The organism is Yersinia sp. FDAARGOS_228 (assembly GCF_002073315.2).
Lineage (GTDB): Bacteria > Pseudomonadota > Gammaproteobacteria > Enterobacterales > Enterobacteriaceae > Yersinia > Yersinia intermedia.
Genome location: NZ_CP020409.2, coordinates 2,947,935 through 2,966,235 on the forward strand (window position 1 = coordinate 2,947,935; position 18,301 = coordinate 2,966,235).

Here is an 18,301-nt window from a genome sequence, read left to right on the forward strand (position 1 = left end):
CAGGAGAGACTAGGGCATTACATCATAAGGCGGAAGACGCATGAAATGCAGTTTATCCATGCATATAACGCCATGTCAGCATAAGGTTATGCTAGAGTTAGTGCATGACAAAACCCGATCTCAATTTGTTAATCACACTCAATGTTCTGCTTGCCGAGGGGAGCGTGGCGCGAGCTGCCCAGCGATTAGGGCTGAGCCCATCGGCAATGAGCCGGGCGTTAGCAAGATTACGTAAAACAACCGGTGACCCCTTGCTGGTTAGAGCAGGGCGCGCCTTAGTTCCCACACCAAGAGCGCTTGAGCTGCGTGAACAGGTCAGCCAATTAGTACAAGAAGCAACATCGGTGCTGCGTCCTGCGGCGAAACTGGATCTCGCACAGTTGATGCGTACCTTCACTTTGCGTACCAGCGATGGCTTTGTTGAAAACTTCGGTGGCGCATTGTTGACCCGGATTCATCAACAAGCGCCCAATGTGCAACTGCGTTTCATGCAGAAATTGAATAAAGACAGCGCATTGCTACGCGATGGTATGGTGGATCTGGAAACGGGGGTTGTGGGTTTGGCTGCCAGCCCTGAATTACGCACACGGGCACTTTTCCGCGATCGCTTTATGGGGGTGGTGCGTGTTGGTCACCCGTTATGTGGAGAGGAAATCACCCCCGTGAGCTATGCGACTCAGGGGCATATTGTGGTTTCACGGCGTCAGGGCCATAAAGGACCGATTGATGAGGCGCTACAATTACTCGGGATTGAACGGAGTATTGTCGCCTCGGTTGATGGCATATCCACCGCATTGGCGCTGGTGAGAGAGACGGACTGTGTGGCGACTGTTCCTGAGCGGCATACACAAAATCTGCGTAGAGGGATGTACAGTTTTCCTCTTCCTTTAACATTACCGACTATCACAGTTTCGATGCTGTGGCATCCGCGCATGGATGCCGATCCGGCGCACCGTTGGTTGCGACAATGTGTGCTGGAGGTAGTAGCACCGAGTGAGCCGCAGATTGCACACGAAGATTAATCTTTACGCAGAAATAATGTAGGGGAATAACCAGGGCAGCCCAATGTGAGCTACCCTGATGACTAGCTAAAAGCGAGGGATTGCTGTCCCCCAATTGCGCCAATCCTTAGGCTCTTCAGCGTTAAGCAAGAAGTGCTGATTCACGCTGGCTTTCGGGGCCAATGGCGTAGTCGGTGGAGTCGCGAAAGCAATACCGCCGCGTATAAATTGCTGGAAGGTGCCGCTTTTCACCACACCACCGGTTAGGCCGAATTCAAGGTTGTAACCTGACGCCAGCCAGAAGACGCTATTTTGCCGCACCAACTGCTGGAATTTCTGACTGATCCGTATCGATACCTGCACGCGATCAGACATTGCACCAAGGTTAAGCCCGGTAACTGTACCCACTTCAAGCCCACGGAACAGCACCGGGGTACCAACCTGCAATGATCCTGCTTCGGCGGTATCCAGAATAATGCTCAGCCCATCAAGGTAGCGGGAATCGGTAATAGTGGCGGTTTGCAACTCAAAAGTACGCAAGGTGTCACCTTTACCCGGCTCGACATTAATGTAAGGTTGGAACAATGTGTCGAGATTATTGACCCCGGCGGCAGAGATCTCCGGCGACACAATGGAGAAGCGGGTACCGGCTCGGGTAAAATTCTGCACATATTCGGGATAGAGCACGGCTTTGGCTAATACTTCGTTGCGCTCGGGTGCCAACTTCAGCGATTCGACCTGACCGATATTGATACCTAAATAGCGAATCGGCATGCCAGTTGCTAGTTTGCTGGCATCAAAGGTACGCAATATGATCTGGCTGCCGACGGCACGGGCAGCAGTTTCATTGCCATACAAGGTTCGCGTGGCCCCTTTATCCAGTGTCACACCTTCCAGATTATCAAAGCTGATAGCGCCTTTTAAGGCGCGGTTCAAAGGCGATGCCTGCACCGTTAGCCCACCGCCGTTCAACTGAACTTTTGCTCCGCCTTCGGCCCAGAAAATGCTCTTATCAGTGAGTAAATTTCGATATTCAGGTTGAATATAGACCTCCACTTCAAACTCATTCGCTTTCGGTTTGATATGGGTGATTTCACCTACTTGAAACTTGCGATATAACACGACAGAGCCGGTTTGCACATCGGGCAAGCTGGCAGCGGTTAAACGTAGTGTTGTGGCGGGGGCGTTACCTAAAATGCCATCGGTGGCTTTGGCTACGCTGCTATACAGCGGATACTTATTCAGGGCTTCACCTTTACTGCCCGGCAGTATCAGAATGCCACCATCAATCCACTCCTGTGCACTGGCGCCCTGAATGTCAATACCATCAATCCCGAGCTTCACATCCAGCCGACTGTTAACCACAAACTTGCTGTCTTTATGCACCAAATCACGGTATTTGGCTTCAATTGCCGCCGTGAAGATAACACCGTCGGCTGATAACTCACGGGTCAAGACTTGGCCAATTTTAATCCCATGTAGGGAGAGCGGCTGGCCGATATCAATGCCATAACTTTGTGGAGCGGTTAATTGCAATTCGAGCACATTGGGCTGCTGCAATAGACTTTTACTGCTTGGTAGCACCGTAAAGTGTGTTTGTGGCGCCCCTTCACCTGGGATTAACTCTAATGTATTGCCAGTCAAGAGTTCACTCAGTTTGGCATCATTAAGGCTGATTCGTGGGCTGTTCATTTCAATGCGGCTGCCTGCACGCATCAAATCGACCACTGATGGATCAATGGTCAGTTCACCGATCACTTTACTGTCCGGTTGAAGTGTCATTTTGGTCAGGGTACCCACCTGTAACCCCTGATAAATCAGCGGTGTTCGCCCCTCACTTAAACTACTCCCGCTGGGTAAATCCAGCGTAATCGCCACACCACGTTGGCTATGTGCTAAATCGGGGTAGAGCTGGAAGGGTTGATCCGGCTTCGCATGCTGGCTGTCTTTGGGGGAGTCAAAGGCAATAGCACCATTGACCAGAGCGGCCAGACTTTCCATTTGAACCGACGCGCCACTGAGACTGAAATCACCTTTAAAACCAGACACATTCCAGAAGCGGGTATCGTTTTTTACCAATTTGGCGAAACGACGGTCAATCAGTACATCAATGACAACGCCATTATTATCAGGTGCGATATTGTAATCATAGACTTTGCCAACCGGGATTTTACGGTAGTAAACCAGTGAGCCGTTATTGAGTGACCCCAAATCAGGGGCTTGCAAGTGAATCATTAGCTCGCCGGTATTCATACGAAACTTGGGCTGAGTATCTAATGCCGTAAAGTGGCTCTGCGGTTTGCCTTCGCCTGGCATCATCCCGATATAGTTACCACCGACTAGCGCGTCCAAGCCAGAAACTCCAGCCAAAGAGGCTTTTGGCGTCACTAACCAGAACTGTGTCCCTTCTCGCAATGAGTCTTCCATATCATTTTTGATACTGGCGGTGACTTTTATATTGCGCAGGTCATCATCCAGACTGATGGATTGCACCATCCCGACCTCAACGCCCTGATAGCGAATAGGGGTTCGGCCCGCCACAATACCGGCGGCAGACTGAAAATCAATAGTGACTTCGGTACCACGGTCCTGCCAGTTGTTATAAACCAGCCAACCGGCAATCAGCAGGGCAATAAAAGGCAGCAACCAGAAAGGCGATATCCGGCGTTTATGTTTAATTTGTGCCTCAGTCGGTGTACTCGGCGTTTCCTGTTGCATGTGCATCCCAAATCAATCGGCTATCGAGCCATTCAACAGCAAGGATAGTCAAAATGACCGCAGACCCAAAATAGAAGGCTGCCGGTCCCATAGTGAAGGAAAGGAGCTGATCACGATTAATCAGCGACATCATTAACGCAATAACAAAGAGATCTAGCATCGACCAACGGCCAATCCAGGTAATTAGTCGCAGTAATCGCATGCGTGTTTTAAGACTATGTTGTGTCTTCAGATGAATGCTGAGCAACAATGTTAGCAACACAATCACTTTAGTAAATGGGACTAGTACACTGGCGATAAACACCACTGCGGCGATGGGCAGGTTACCCGAAGAAGCCAGAGAAACCACGCCGGAGAAAATAGTATCCTCCATGCGGGTACCATTGGCATAAACAATTGATATCGGTAAAAGATTAGCAGGCAACAGCAGGACTATCGAGGCGATTAACGCCGCCCAGGTTTTTTGGATGCTATGGCGGCGGCGATGGCGCAAAGGGGTATGGCAGCGTGGGCAGCGGCCGCGTGCATCGCAGTGCCCGGTATAATGGCATGACAGGCAAATGCGCAATGTTTCTCGTGGGCCAGGGGGCTGCTCTTGGGGATAAAATCGCTCCCACAACTGCTCCAGATTCAAATGCACTAGCGTCAGAATACTGAGTAACGTCAGAGCCAGAAACGCTATCAACCCGCCACCGGGCATAACGTCCGCATACTCTTTGACCTTAATACAGGCCACTGCCATACCGATAAGATAGATATCTAGCATGACCCATTCTTTTAGCCGCTCCAGCATCAATAACACCGGGCGCAGGTTCATACCAATCCGGCTGCCGATACGCAGATACAGAATCGATGCGGTGAGTGTAACGGGAGCGCCAATAATACAAAATGCCACCATACTGGCAGTAATCGGGCCGCCCTGGCGACTCATCTGCCAAACCCCCTCCAGCAGACTGGCATCAATACGCGTGCCGAGCAGACGAATGGTAATCAGCGGTTCGGTAAAAGCAAATGGCATCAGCAGTAACATGGCAACCGCCATGGCGGTCAGGCGGGTAAGGGACCAATCGCGCCCATTGGCAATTTTTGCGCTGCACCGTGGGCAATAGGCTGTTTGTGTACCATTGAGCGGCGGCAGGGTAAATAGCGCATCGCACTGGCAGCAACGCTGAACCCTTGCAGTGGAGAGTGGCCGTTGAATGGCATGTACCTTCATATTATAAAACCCTGATGCTGACGCCGGTTTATAAAGAATAGCGCGGATGGTAGCAGAGCAATCGGTCAAAACAAGGGGCAAAACGGGCCAAACCCCCGATGTCGACAACTCTTTTACTTCGTTATAGCGGAATAACCTTGTAGCCAAGGGTATTTAATGATTACTTTATATAAGCTAAGCATAACTATCGCCTCTGGCTATTCTTAGGTTTCTAACGGTCATTACATGAAAAAAGCAGAATTCTACGCGGAATTAAAACGTGATTTGAGTGCCCTGATTGCAGGTGAAACGAATTTTATTGCTACTCTGGCTAATACCAGTGCCTTGCTTTATGAGCGCCTTGATGGGTTGAATTGGGCTGGTTTTTACTTGATCGACGGTAATCAATTAGTACTCGGTCCTTTTCAGGGGAAAATCGCCTGTGTACGCATTCCAATTGGGAAAGGTGTATGTGGAACCGCCGTGGCAGAAAACCGCGTTCAGCGGGTGGCAGATGTGCATGCATTCCCCGGCCATATTGCCTGTGACGCCGCAAGTAATGCTGAAATTGTGCTGCCAATCACTGCGAAGGGTAAAATTATCGGCGTTTTGGATATCGACAGCATTGTTTATGATCGCTTTGACGAAACCGATGAATTGGGCTTAATCTCAGTCGTGGCGGGGCTTTGCGAGCATCTTGACCTGTGTGACAGTGATAAATATGTCACACAGACTGCAAGTTGATATACGGATAACGTGGCAATTGCTGATGGCGTCATTATAATGACGCCTGTTCATGCCTGCGCTGGTTGGCAAACCCGTTGTAATCAGGAAATTTCATGGAAAATCAACCTAAGTTGAACAGTAGTAAAGAAGTCATAGCCTTTTTGGCTGAGCGGTTCCCGCTTTGCTTCACCGCCGAAGGCGAAGCACGTCCACTGAAGATCGGTATTTTTCAAGATCTGGTCGAACGTGTTCAGGGGGAAGAGAATTTAAGCAAAACGCAATTGCGTTCTGCGCTGCGTCTCTATACCTCAAGCTGGCGTTATCTTTATGGGGTCAAAGTCGGTGCTGAACGTGTTGATTTAGACGGCAACCCTTGTGGTGTGCTGGAAGAGCAACATGTAGAACATGCCCGCAAACAGCTCGAAGAGGCGAAAGCCCGTGTTCAGGCACAACGTGCTGAACAACAAGCTAAAAAGCGCGAAGCTGCCATTGCTGCGGGTGAAACCCCAGAGCCACGTCGCCCACGTCCGGCAGGTAAAAAACCTGCGCCGCGTCGTGAAGCGGGTGTGGCTTCGGAAAACCGCAAGCCTCGTCAGTCACCTCGCCCACCACAGGCTCGGCCACCTCGCCCACAGGCCGAGGAAAACCAGCCACGCCCTGTGCCGGTCACAGATATCTCTAAACTGCAAATTGGTCAAGAAATCAAAGTCAGAGCAGGTAAGAGCGCGATGGACGCAACCGTATTAGAAATCGCTAAAGATGGCGTACGGGTGCAGCTATCTTCCGGTCTGGCGATGATTGTGCGCGCAGAACACTTGCAGTTCTGATACGGAGGCCAACCTAGGCATGAACAAATTTGTCAGACTAACAGCAATCGCAGGCTTGTTACTGGCGGGGGCGAGTTACGCAGCGGATACGACGTATCGCATTGATCAGCTACCTCAACTACGTCAGGAACCCGAGCATGCAACCGTGAGTGAGCGCGTAACATCGCGCTTCACTCGCTCTCACTATCGCCAATTCGCTCTGGACGATCAGTTTTCCGCCAAAATATTTGATAGATTCCTCAACATGCTGGATTACAGCCATAACGTGTTGTTGGCATCAGATGTGGCACAGTTTGCGGATAAAAAGCAGTCGCTGGATGATGAGTTAAAATCAGGCCAGTTAGACACGCCTTTTGCGTTATTCAATTTGGCGCAAAAACGCCGCTTTGAGCGCTACCAATATGCATTGTCAGTACTGGACAGGCCGATGGTCTTTACCGGTAATGACACCATTGATATTGACCGAGCTAAAGCCCCTTGGCCGACCAGCGAAGCTGAGCTGAACAAGCTCTGGGACGCAAAAGTCAAATATGATCAGCTTAATTTGAAATTAACCGGTAAAACGGATAAAGAGATCAAAGAGACGCTGACTAAACGCTATCAGGCTGCCATTAAGCGTTTGACGCAAAGTAATAGCGAAGATGTTTTCCAGTTAATTATGAATGCGTTTGCGCATGAAATTGACCCTCATACCAACTATCTGTCGCCACGTAATACCGAACAGTTCAATACTGAAATGAGCTTGTCTCTGGAAGGTATTGGTGCTGTCCTGCAAATGGATGATGATTACACTTTAATCAACTCTATGGTTCCTGGTGGCCCCGCGGCGAAAAGTAAAACTATCGCCGTAGGTGATCGGGTAATCGGTGTGGGTCAAACCGGTAAGCCAATGGTGGATGTAATTGGTTGGCGTCTTGATGATGTCGTGGCGTTAATCAAAGGGCCGAAGGGCAGTAAAGTGCGGTTGGAGATTTTACCTGCCGGTAAAGGCACCAAACCACGTACTGTCACCTTGACCCGTGAACGCATTCGCCTCGAAGATCGCGCAGTGAAAATGTCGGTGAAAACTATCGGCAAAGAGCGCGTCGGTGTACTGGATATCCCTGGTTTCTATGTTGGCCTGACAGAAGACGTTAAGGTGCAATTGCAGAAGCTGGAGAAAGAGAATGTCAGTAGCATTATTATTGACTTACGCAGCAATGGTGGTGGTGCTCTGACCGAGGCTGTGTCACTGTCCGGTTTGTTTATTCCTAGTGGGCCAGTGGTTCAAGTGCGGGATAATAACGGCAAAGTGCGTGAAGACAGTGATACTGATGGCGTGGTGTACTACAAAGGCCCGCTGGTGGTGTTGGTTGATCGCTACAGCGCATCCGCTTCTGAAATCTTTGCTGCCGCTATGCAGGACTATGGTCGTGCATTAATTGTCGGTGAGCCAACCTTTGGTAAAGGTACTGTTCAACAGTATCGGTCGCTGAACCGTATTTACGATCAAATGTTGCGCCCGGAATGGCCAGCGTTAGGTTCACTGCAATACACTATCCAGAAATTCTATCGGGTAGATGGTGGCAGTACTCAGCGTAAAGGGGTAACCCCGGATATCGTGATGCCAACAGGTGTCGATCCGGCAGAAACGGGTGAGAGTTTTGAAGATAACGCCTTGCCTTGGGACAGTATCAATGCGGCCAGCTACGTCAAGAGCGGCGATCTGAAGCCACTGGAGCCTGAGTTGCTGAAAGCGCATACAACACGTATCGCCGCTGATCCTGAATTCCAGCATATTCAGCAAGATATTGAACGTTATAAAGCGTTGAAAGAGAAACGCAACATTGTCTCTCTCAATTACGCTCAGCGTGAAAAGGAGAACCATGATGATGATGCCACGCGGCTGAATCGCTTGAATGAGCGTTTCAAACGTGAAGGTAAAAAGCCACTGAAGTCATTGGATGATTTGCCAAAAGACTATCAGGAGCCAGACCCTTATTTGGATGAGACTGTTCATATCGCTTTGGATTTAGCACATAAAGAAAAAGCGCAACCGCAGGTTGAATCACCACCGGCGGCAGTACCTGCTGCAAAATAAGTCAGCAGACAATATGAAGGATCCGGGCCTTAACGAGCCCGGATTTTTTTTGCGTTTTTCTTATCACGCAATTTATTAATTGGCGAAAAAATAGCAAAATATGTAATGAAAAGTATCCAAATTTGTAAAGTTATGTTGATTTACTCTGTTAGAACTTAACAAGCCTTGAAAATTTATCAGATGCCCATACGATCAGCGTATCTCAGTAGTAATTTGGCTAAGTCATCATTCAGGATTATGTCAATTTTGACTTAAGAACCATGTGACTCAACACAGTGTCGACTTAAAACAATAAGGAAATAAATTTTTATGATGCGTATCGCTCTGTTCCTTCTCACCAACCTGGCCGTTATGTTGGTGTTCGGGTTGGTACTAAGCCTGACAGGTATTCAGTCCAGCAGTGTACAAGGGCTGATGATCATGGCTGGTCTGTTCGGCTTCGGCGGCGCATTTGTTTCGTTGCTGATGTCCAAATGGATGGCTTTGCGTTCAGTGGGTGGTGAGGTTATCGAACAACCGCGCAATGAAACTGAGCGCTGGTTGCTGGATACGGTACGTCGCCAATCTCAGCAAGCCGGTATTGCCATGCCACAAGTTGCTATCTACCAGGCACCGGATATTAACGCCTTTGCGACCGGGGCTCGTCGTGATGCCTCTTTGGTGGCGGTGAGTACAGGTTTATTGCAGAACATGAGCCGTGATGAAGCGGAAGCCGTTATCGCTCATGAAATTAGCCACGTCGCTAACGGCGATATGGTCACCATGACCTTGATTCAGGGGATTGTGAATACCTTTGTGATCTTCATTTCACGCTTAATTGCGCAAGTCGCTGCCGGTTTCTTATCGGGTGATCGTGATAATGAAAGCAGTAGCGCCGGTAACCCGATGGTCTACTTTGCCGTATCAATGGTCTTGGAATTGGTCTTTGGTATTCTGGCCAGCATTATCACCATGTGGTTCTCGCGCCATCGCGAATTCCACGCTGATGCCGGCTCAGCGAAGCTGGTAGGGCGTGAGAAGATGATAGCCGCCTTGCAACGGCTGAAAACTAGCTATGAGCCACAGGAAGCAGGCAACATGATGGCTTTCTGCATTAATGGTAAGTCCAAGACTTTCAGCGAGCTGTTTATGTCGCATCCGCCGCTGGACAAACGTATTGAAGCGCTGCGTTCAGGCCAGTATCTGAAGTAGCCACAATAAGATCATCTGATTGAAAACCCCGCTCGCCAGCGGGGTTTTTTATGGCAGCCTGAGCCTAGCTACGTTTCTGGCTTATGCGCAGTACACTGACCAATGCGGCGATACTGGCAAAGCAGCCCGCCAGTACGAGTGAAGCATGAGTGCCACTGGTTGAAAACAGATTGAACATTAATGCCACTAATGCCGCTCCAGAGGTTTGCCCCAGTAAACGTGCTGTGCCTAGCATGCCACTGGCCCCACCGCTACGATGCTGCGGTGCAGCAGAAATAATGGTGTGGTTATTCGGTGACTGAAACAGGCCAAAACCGGCACCGCATAGCGCCATCCGCCAGATAATGTTCATATCACTGGGGTTGGCTGGTAACGATGCTAGCAGGAATAAACCACTGGCAAACACCGCCAAACCTATCCCACCTAATAATCCTGCATGATAACGTTCGACTAATCGCCCGGCTATCGGTGCTACCACCATGGTTGCTAACGGCCATGGGGTTAACAGCAGTCCGGTTGCTACTTCATCACGCCCCAGCACAGTTTGTAAGAAGAAAGGCAGTGACACCATTGCCAGCATTTGTGCGGCAAAAGAGCAAATAGAGGTGCCGATCGAGAGTGCAAAAATAGGAATGCGCAATAAATCAACCGGAAGCAGCGGGAAAGGCTGGCTAAGCTGGCGGCGTACAAAGAAGAAACCAATCAACAGCAATGCGATAATTTCGGCAGCAATGAGCGTCGGGCTTTGCCCCTGAGCAAAACCACTGATAGCGATTATCAGTAAACCAAAGGTCAGGGCATTCATAACACAACTGGTAAAATCGAAGCGGTTACCGTTACTTTTCATATTATTGGCGGGTAAATACTTCATACCTAATAACCATGCCAACAAGCCGATGGGGACATTTATAGCGAACAGCCACTGCCATGAGGCGACTGATAGCACCGCAGCGGCAATGGTGGGGCCAGCGGCGGCTGAGACAGCCACAATCAATGAATTAATGCCGATACCTCGGCCTAATTGCGCCCGCGGATAAATAATTCGAATCAATGCAGTATTAACGCTCATTAAGGCTGCTGCGCCAAGCCCTTGCAGCACACGGGCAAATGTTAGCGTCCATAAGGAATCAGACAGGGCGCAGAACAGTGATGTCACACTAAATACCAGTAAACCAGTCTGATAAACCCGCCGATACCCAATAATATCGCCCAGAGATGCCATTGAGAGCAACGACACAGTGATAGCTAACTGGTAAGCATTCACCACCCAAATAGACGTGGCTGGGCTGGCATTGAGGTCACGGGCAATCGTCGGCAAAGCGACGTTGGCGATAGTGCCATCCAACACCGCTATGGTAATACCGAGAGCAATAACCAGTATTGCAGCATAACGTTGAGGAACCGGCATGCCATCGCTTGATGATGGAGTCATAGGTTTTATCTGTAAAAATAAGGAGGTAGGTAAGTGTTTATATGCTAACCAGTATTGTGTTTGAATGCATCCTTGCCAGCCGGCTTATTTGTAAATAGCGATGTGGTGCTGGTATCGTAACCAGATTAACAGGCTGATAAACACAGTAATTTGGCTAAATCAGTAAAAACAGAACCGCGATCACGGAAAAATGAAACATCGTTTCTATAATGTGAGATAGTATTAGCCTAACAGGTTCCCCTGCGGGCAAATTTTAATTCTCTGATGATTTTAAGGACTTTCCTGATGGCCAAAGGTAAACAAATCCCCCTGACATTTCACACATATCAGGATGCCTCTACCGGTGCACAAGTTACGCGGTTAACGCCGCCTGATGTCACTTGCCACCGTAACTATTTCTATCAAAAATGTTTCACCCGTGATGGCAGTAAGTTGTTGTTCGGCGGCGCTTTTGATGGTCCGTGGAACTATTACTTGTTGGATCTCAACACGCAAGTGGCAACACAACTGACAGAAGGGCGTGGCGACAATACCTTTGGTGGTTTCCTGTCACCTGAAGACGACGCACTGTTTTATGTCAAAGATGGCCGTAACCTGATGCGAGTCTGTCTTGCCACATTGGAAGAGACCGTGGTTTATCAAGTGCCTGAAGAGTGGGTGGGTTATGGTACCTGGGTCGCCAATTCAGATTGTACCAAATTGGTTGGTATTGAAATTAAACGTGAAGACTGGGTACCCTTGACCGATTGGAAGAAATTCCATGAGTTCTATTTCACTAAACCTTGCTGCCGTTTGATGCGTGTTGACTTGAAAACCGGTGAGTCGGCAGTGATTTTGCAAGAGAATCAATGGTTAGGTCACCCAATCTATCGCCCTTATGATGACAGTACGGTCGCATTCTGCCATGAAGGTCCACACGATCTGGTTGACGCACGTATGTGGCTAATCAATGAAGATGGTAGCAACATGCGTAAAGTGAAAACCCATGCCGAAGGCGAAAGCTGTACCCATGAGTTCTGGGTACCTGATGGTTCGGCGCTGGTGTATGTCTCCTATTTGAAAGGCAGCCCGGATCGCTTTATCTACAGTGCGGACCCACAGACATTGGAAAACCGCCAATTGACCTCTATGCCGGCGTGTTCTCATCTGATGAGTAACTACGACGGTACGTTGATGGTCGGCGATGGTTCAGATGCACCGGTAGATGTACAAGATGACAGCGGCTATAAGATTGAAAACGATCCTTTCTTGTATGTATTCAACATGAAAAATGGCAGTCAGCATCGTGTTGCTCGCCACGATACCTCATGGCAGGTATTTGAAGGTGATCGGCAGGTGACGCATCCACACCCTTCTTTTACCCCTGATGACAAACAAATTCTGTTTACATCAGATGTTCATGGCAAACCTGCGCTCTATTTGGCCACTTTGCCTGAATCTGTCTGGCAATAGTTAAATTTTGCACTAGCCTCTTTCATGGGAAGAGGCTAATTTGCTGTCTGCAAGGCTAATATCTTATTATTCACATTGGTTTATTGCACAGTCTCGCAACTTCCCTTTATAATAAAACCACTGTTCTATTTTTTTTAAAACATATTGTTTTATGAAACACAGAAAACTGAGTAGGGTAACCAATAAATGGCTATTGCAGATCTAGATAAACAGCCCGACTCTGTGTCGTCGGTTCTGAAGGTTTTTGGCATCTTACAAGCATTGGGTGAAGAGCGGGAGATTGGTATTACCGAGCTTTCTCAACGGGTAATGATGCCAAAAAGTACGGTTTACCGCTTTCTCCAGACCATGAAATCCTTGGGGTATGTTGCCCAGGAAGGCGAATCAGAGAAATACTCCCTTACGCTGAAGTTGTTTGAGCTGGGGGCTAAAGCGTTACAAAATGTTGATTTGATTCGTAGCGCAGATATACAGATGCGTGAATTATCTAATGAAACTCGTGAAACTATTCACTTGGGCGCATTGGATGAAGACAGCATTGTTTATATTCATAAAATTGATTCTATGTATAACCTGCGGATGCATTCCCGTATTGGTCGTCGTAACCCACTGCACAGTACTGCAATTGGTAAAGTGTTATTGGCGTGGCGTGACCGTGGTGAAGTAGAGGAAATCTTGTCTCATATCGAGTTCACCCGTAGCACTAAACACACTCTGGATAGCGCGGCTGCATTATTGCCAGTGCTGGATCTGGTGCGTGAGCAGGGCTTTGGCGAAGATGTCGAGGAGCAAGAAGAAGGTTTACGTTGTATCGCTGTACCTGTTTTTGACCGTTTCGGTGTAGTGATCGCGGGTTTAAGTATTTCATACCCGACACTGCGTTTCTCTGAAGACAGCAAAAGTAATATTGTTAAATCTTTGCATCGCGCGGCACGTAACATCTCAGAACAAATGGGTTATCGCGAATATCCTTTCTGAGGAGAAAGCGAAATAGGGTAAATACTTTATAATTATTGGATATTTTTAATCGGCTGTTAATTATAACTATTTATTCCTTCCCACACCGGACGGCTCCTTTAACCAGGGGCCGTTTTTTTTGGCAAATACCTTGCCGCCAAGGTGTAAGTGATCCGACGGCCAGGTGAGTTGTTAAAACAGCCATAACGGTAATTAATTTCTATGTATAATTATTGATCTAATACTATTTCTTGTGCTTAGTATTATTCCATCTTGTGATTTGTTAATTAAATGTATTGTTGACAGTCCATTTAATTCGGTTGGGTCACTATAACCGTGCTTAATCATACTATAGGGAGAAAAATGATGAGGAAGTTATTAAGCGCGGGTTTGTTACTGCTATTGGCGGGGTGTAGTAGCCCTCACAGTGACCGGCCGCATAAACTGATCGACCGTGGTGAGTATAAAATCGATACTAATAATCCATCAGTGGCTCAAAATGAGCGGGTGCGGTTTTTAGTGCTTCATTATACTGCAACAGATGATGCTGAATCACTACGCATACTGACTCAGGGCGATGTTAGCGCTCATTATTTGGTAAAAACGCATCCTGAGAATGTTGGGGGTAAACCTGTTGTTTTGCAATTGGTGCCTGAAAGCCAAAGAGCCTGGCATGCAGGGGTGAGTTACTGGGAAGGGCGCACGAGTCTCAATGATACCTCTATAGGTATCGAAATCGTCAATAAGGGCTTCACTGAGAGGATGTTGGGTAGAAAGTGGTACCCTTACAATGAATCTCAGATTGAATTGATTGAGCGCCTTAGCAGAGATATTATCGAGCGTTATAATATCGCGCCGATGAATGTCGTGGCTCACAGCGATATCGCCCCACAGCGAAAGTCTGATCCCGGCCCGTTATTCCCATGGAAACGTTTAGCCGAGCAAGGCATAGGCGCTTGGCCAGATGACGCAACAGTTGCTAAGTATATTAATGGCCGAAATAAGTATGATATCGGCTCTGTTACTGTTATTCAGCAGGCATTGGCCCGTTATGGCTATCAAATCCCACAAAACGGCGTGTTGGATAATGAAACCATTCAGGTTATTAAGGCTTTTCAGATGCATTTCAGGGCGCAAAATATTCGCGGCGTACCGGATATAGAAACTGAAGCTATCGCCTTAGCATTGGTTGAGAAATATCACCCCCAGGGCAGTTAACGATTACTAATTGGCCTGCGGCAATGGGCTGTTTAAACGCAGAAAGCCAGTCATTTTACTGACTGGCTTTCTGAATAATGACAATAGAGTGGCTAATTAGCGTTGTTTATTGATGCGCTAAATCGCCATCGTCGTCACTGTTGAGAATTTCTTTATCTGTCTGTTTCATCAATTGGCTGGTAATGGTACCGGCGGTCATTGAACCGCTAACGTTCAGCGCGGTCCGGCCCATATCAATCAATGGCTCAACAGAGATCAATAAAGCAACCAATGTGACTGGCAAGCCCAGTGCAGGCAACACAATCAGTGCGGCGAAGGTTGCACCACCACCAACACCCGCAACACCGGCAGAACTGATGGTTACGATCCCCACCAGTGTGGCAATCCATACTGGATCCAGCGGGTTGATGCCTACCGTTGGCGCAACCATAACGGCCAGCATTGCAGGATAAAGACCAGCACAGCCATTTTGCCCTATGGTGGCACCAAAGGAGGCAGAGAAGCTGGCGATAGACTCAGGGACACCCAAGCGGCGGGTTTGAGCTTCCACATTCAGCGGAATACTGGCCGCGCTGGAACGGCTGGTAAAGGCGAAGGTCAGAACCGGCCAGACTTTGCGGAAGAATTTCAACGGATTGATGCCGGTCAATGACAGCAACACAGCGTGAACCACAAACATAATTGCCAGGCCAAGGTAGGAGGCAACGACAAAGCTACCTAGCTTGATAATGTCTTGAATGTTAGAGCCGGCCACAACTTTGGTCATTAATGCCAATACGCCGTAGGGCGTCAGCTTCATGACCAGACGAACCAGTTTCATTACCCAAGCTTGCAGTGTATCGATAGCCACTAATACGCGTTGGCCTTTCTCAACATCATCTTTCAGCAGTTGCAGTGAGGCAATACCGAGGAAAGTCGCGAAAATAACCACGCTGATAATTGAGGTCGGACTGGCTCCGGTCAAATCGGCAAACGGGTTTTTCGGAATAAATGACAGGATCAACTGCGGTACTGTCAAGTCCGTCACTTTGCTTAAGTAGTTACTTTCAATGGCACTCAAACGTGCCGTTTCTTGCGTACCTTGCACCAGACCTTCTGCGGTTAAACCAAACAGATTGGTAACCAGCACCCCAACCAGGGCAGCAATTAGCGTAGTGAACAGCAAAGTACCGATTGTCAGGACGCTGATTTTGCCTAGCGAAGAGGCATTATGCAGTTTAGCGACAGCGCTCAATATTGAGGCGAATACCAGCGGCATAACAATCATTTGCAATAATTGCACATAACCATTTCCGACAATATTAAACCAGGTGATGGACTCTTTCAGTACCGGGTTATCAGCACCGTATACCCATTGCAAGCCCAGACCAAATAGCACACCCAGTGCCAAGCCAACCAAGACTTTCTTAGCCAGACTCCATTGTTTATGGCGGGTTTGTGCCAATAGTAATAGCAGTGCTACAAATACCAGCACGTTAATCACAAGCGGAAGGTTCATCCCCATATCTCCAAATTATTATTTTAAATACTGGCTACATATTCTATTGCTATTTTTATCTAGAACAGAGCCAAGCACCGTCATGGTGCAATTAGCCGTATATGGTAGCAGTTCCTTTTCAGGCTCACTTATATCCAAAAAGAATGGCATATAAATTTTTCGCCTGATTTGTATGGAATATATTCAGATTGGTGATTATTCACCCATTAAAATGTGATCACAATCGAAAGTTTTTCAATTGTTCCATATAGGATAGCAGGGGAATGGTGGTATCAGTTTGCCAATAGACGGAAAAACAAACTAATAGAACACAGAATACGCGTTCTAATTGATTGCCTTTTTGTGGGCGTAATAGCGGAATACAGAATCGCCAGCGGCAAGGCCATAACAGCGGTACACCAGCAGGTGTGAGCATATCTGCCAGCAAATGGCTGAAATAGCCAATAATCATTGCATGGAACGCATCTGCGGGAATAATCCAATCGCGTGAGATGTCCATTTGAAATAGTGCCACACCACCGATAACTGCCAATAGGCTATGGGTAAACCCACGATGGCCAAATGCGCGGGCAATGGGGGTAGAGAGCCACTTTAACCGCTGGCCAAGGATTGACTTTGGATGATCAATATCGGGTAGCAGGGAAGTTAGCAGGGCGCCAGGTATAATATGCCACCAGTCACCCTGTGCCAGTTCCGGTGTTAGACCGACTTTTTTGGCAAAGATAGCGCAGGCGACAGAAAAAATAAGGTGTCCTTCCCCTGTCATACTTGAATTCCGAATCTGTAGCTGTTGATTTATCCAGTATATGAGATTTATCTTGGCGTGGATAGCCGTTACGCTGTAACTAAATGTCTCATTTTTCTCTGGCTGAGTGCAGGGAGTTTAGCGTGAGTATTCAGGGGGGAAATATCAGGTCTAGGGCTGAAATGACGTTACATAGATAAAAAAAGGGGAAAAGTGACCGGGAGTCGACTTTTCCCCAAAGTAATACGGTATGGGCATAATTTAACAAATAATGATGAGGGTACTCATAACGACATAATACTTAGAAGCTGTACTGCACACCGACACGGTAGCGAGTTTGACGTTCGTCAGTCGTTTTGCTACCCGCTACGTTGCCGATAGCAACATATGGCTTCCAGTTTTTATCCCATTTGTAAGCAATTTTCAGATCATGACTCCATTCTTCTTTTTCTTTATTTGCCAGAATTTCATCTTCAGATTTCTTGTAGTTTAATTCGTATTCCGCTGAATAGTCTTTCAAGAAGCTATAAGCAAACAGCATGGTGAACTCATGGCCTTTTTCTGTTGCTTTGCTCTGAGCTGGCTGGTTACGCTTGTAATATGGGCGATAACGCAGTGAAGTAGAGAAATCATCAGTGAAGGACACTTTACCGCGCAAGTAAGGGCGATAGTTGTTCGAGTCAGATGATGACTCTAATGAGAAGCCAGGCTCAATCTGGAACGTTTTGTTGAATTGATAAACATAGCTGGCAACCACTTCGGTGCCATTACTGACTTGCTCATTAAACGGTTTATTAGGCGTAGTATCAGAGCTGTGCTGGCCCCATTTCCCTTCTAAAGATAAACCAAAACCATTGGCAAAACGGTTGGAGATCAGTAAACGGTCTTTATGATCAGATTTACTGGTATCTTTCATTTCATGCCGATAGTCAATTGTTGTTGCAACAGAACTAAAACTGATAACAGATGCCACTGCCAAAGTAAGTAATTTAAATTTCATTTTTATGTAATCCCAGGGTTATGGTTATTTAAAACAACAATCATTAACAAATTTATAAAAATCAACACACGACTAAAAAACAATTCCACAATCAAAGAAACAACGTTTCACTTTATGTGGATTCATATTCTATTTATATGGATAATTATTTGTGTGATCCAGATCTTTCTTATCGATTAATTTTTTAATCAGATATTAATTTGTGATGGCGATCTAATTGGCTATTATTATTTTTTATTTATAAAACAAAATAACCCCGCC

At 47.4% G+C, this 18,301-nt stretch carries 14 protein-coding genes; 8 read left to right on the forward strand and 6 right to left on the reverse strand.

All coding sequences use genetic code 11. The features are described from left to right. Positions 1-104 precede the first annotated feature (104 nt). The gene (locus tag A6J67_RS13595; protein WP_050297740.1) at positions 105-1,022 is read left to right on the forward strand and encodes a LysR family transcriptional regulator; all 918 of its coding nucleotides are present in this window, start codon (positions 105-107) and stop codon (positions 1,020-1,022) included. Between the two features lie 66 nt (positions 1,023-1,088). On the opposite strand, the gene A6J67_RS13600 is transcribed toward A6J67_RS13595, so the two are convergent. Both A6J67_RS13600 and yebS read right to left on the reverse strand, forming a co-directional pair. Next, on the reverse strand, positions 1,089-3,719 hold the full coding sequence (locus A6J67_RS13600) for a PqiB family protein (protein WP_050297739.1): 2,631 nt from the start codon (positions 3,717-3,719) through the stop codon (positions 1,089-1,091). Continuing rightward, on the reverse strand, positions 3,688-4,935 hold the full coding sequence (yebS, locus tag A6J67_RS13605) for a membrane integrity lipid transport subunit YebS (RefSeq protein WP_032905810.1): 1,248 nt from the start codon (positions 4,933-4,935) through the stop codon (positions 3,688-3,690). The genes A6J67_RS13600 and yebS overlap by 32 nt, the downstream gene beginning before the upstream one ends. A gap of 225 nt (positions 4,936-5,160) precedes the next feature. Here yebS and A6J67_RS13610 point away from each other — a divergent pair, with 225 nt between their 5' ends. The 4 genes from A6J67_RS13610 to htpX all read left to right on the forward strand — a co-directional run bounded on the left by A6J67_RS13610 (position 5,161) and on the right by htpX (position 9,738). Beyond that, on the forward strand, positions 5,161-5,658 hold the full coding sequence (locus A6J67_RS13610) for a GAF domain-containing protein (RefSeq protein WP_005182953.1): 498 nt from the start codon (positions 5,161-5,163) through the stop codon (positions 5,656-5,658). Positions 5,659-5,753: 95 nt separating this feature from the next. Next, entirely contained in the window at positions 5,754-6,467 is a 714-nt protein-coding gene (gene proQ / locus A6J67_RS13615; RefSeq protein ID WP_005182952.1) for an RNA chaperone ProQ, read from the forward strand. A gap of 19 nt (positions 6,468-6,486) precedes the next feature. After that, positions 6,487-8,547, forward strand: coding sequence for a carboxy terminal-processing peptidase (gene prc, locus A6J67_RS13620; protein WP_005182951.1), 2,061 nt, complete (start codon positions 6,487-6,489; stop codon positions 8,545-8,547). Positions 8,548-8,856: 309 nt separating this feature from the next. Next, positions 8,857-9,738 (forward strand): protease HtpX, encoded by an 882-nt coding sequence (gene htpX, locus A6J67_RS13625; protein ID WP_005182949.1) that lies wholly within the window; start codon positions 8,857-8,859, stop codon positions 9,736-9,738. Positions 9,739-9,802: 64 nt separating this feature from the next. On the opposite strand, the gene A6J67_RS13630 is transcribed toward htpX, so the two are convergent. Further along, positions 9,803-11,170: an MFS transporter gene (locus A6J67_RS13630; RefSeq protein ID WP_005182948.1), complete on the reverse strand. Its 1,368-nt coding sequence runs from the start codon at positions 11,168-11,170 to the stop codon at positions 9,803-9,805. A gap of 285 nt (positions 11,171-11,455) precedes the next feature. On the opposite strand from A6J67_RS13630, the gene ogl reads away from it, so the two are divergent. The 3 genes from ogl to A6J67_RS13645 all read left to right on the forward strand — a co-directional run bounded on the left by ogl (position 11,456) and on the right by A6J67_RS13645 (position 14,797). Continuing rightward, entirely contained in the window at positions 11,456-12,622 is a 1,167-nt protein-coding gene (gene ogl / locus A6J67_RS13635) for an oligogalacturonate lyase (protein ID WP_042569905.1), read from the forward strand. Positions 12,623-12,808: 186 nt separating this feature from the next. Next, the gene (kdgR, locus tag A6J67_RS13640) at positions 12,809-13,600 is read left to right on the forward strand and encodes a DNA-binding transcriptional regulator KdgR (protein ID WP_032905808.1); all 792 of its coding nucleotides are present in this window, start codon (positions 12,809-12,811) and stop codon (positions 13,598-13,600) included. A 345-nt stretch (positions 13,601-13,945) separates the two neighbouring features. Beyond that, on the forward strand, positions 13,946-14,797 hold the full coding sequence (locus tag A6J67_RS13645; RefSeq protein WP_050074102.1) for an N-acetylmuramoyl-L-alanine amidase: 852 nt from the start codon (positions 13,946-13,948) through the stop codon (positions 14,795-14,797). A gap of 106 nt (positions 14,798-14,903) precedes the next feature. Here the strand turns inward: A6J67_RS13645 and A6J67_RS13650 are convergent, their stop codons facing one another. From A6J67_RS13650 to A6J67_RS13660, 3 genes are all read right to left on the reverse strand, one after another. Further along, positions 14,904-16,295: an L-cystine transporter gene (locus A6J67_RS13650; protein WP_042569903.1), complete on the reverse strand. Its 1,392-nt coding sequence runs from the start codon at positions 16,293-16,295 to the stop codon at positions 14,904-14,906. Between the two features lie 217 nt (positions 16,296-16,512). Beyond that, entirely contained in the window at positions 16,513-17,061 is a 549-nt protein-coding gene (locus tag A6J67_RS13655; protein ID WP_005182936.1) for a metal-dependent hydrolase, read from the reverse strand. Between the two features lie 280 nt (positions 17,062-17,341). Continuing rightward, positions 17,342-18,040, reverse strand: a complete 699-nt coding sequence (locus A6J67_RS13660; protein WP_005182935.1) for an oligogalacturonate-specific porin KdgM family protein — start codon at positions 18,038-18,040, stop codon at positions 17,342-17,344. Positions 18,041-18,301: the final 261 nt, after the last annotated feature.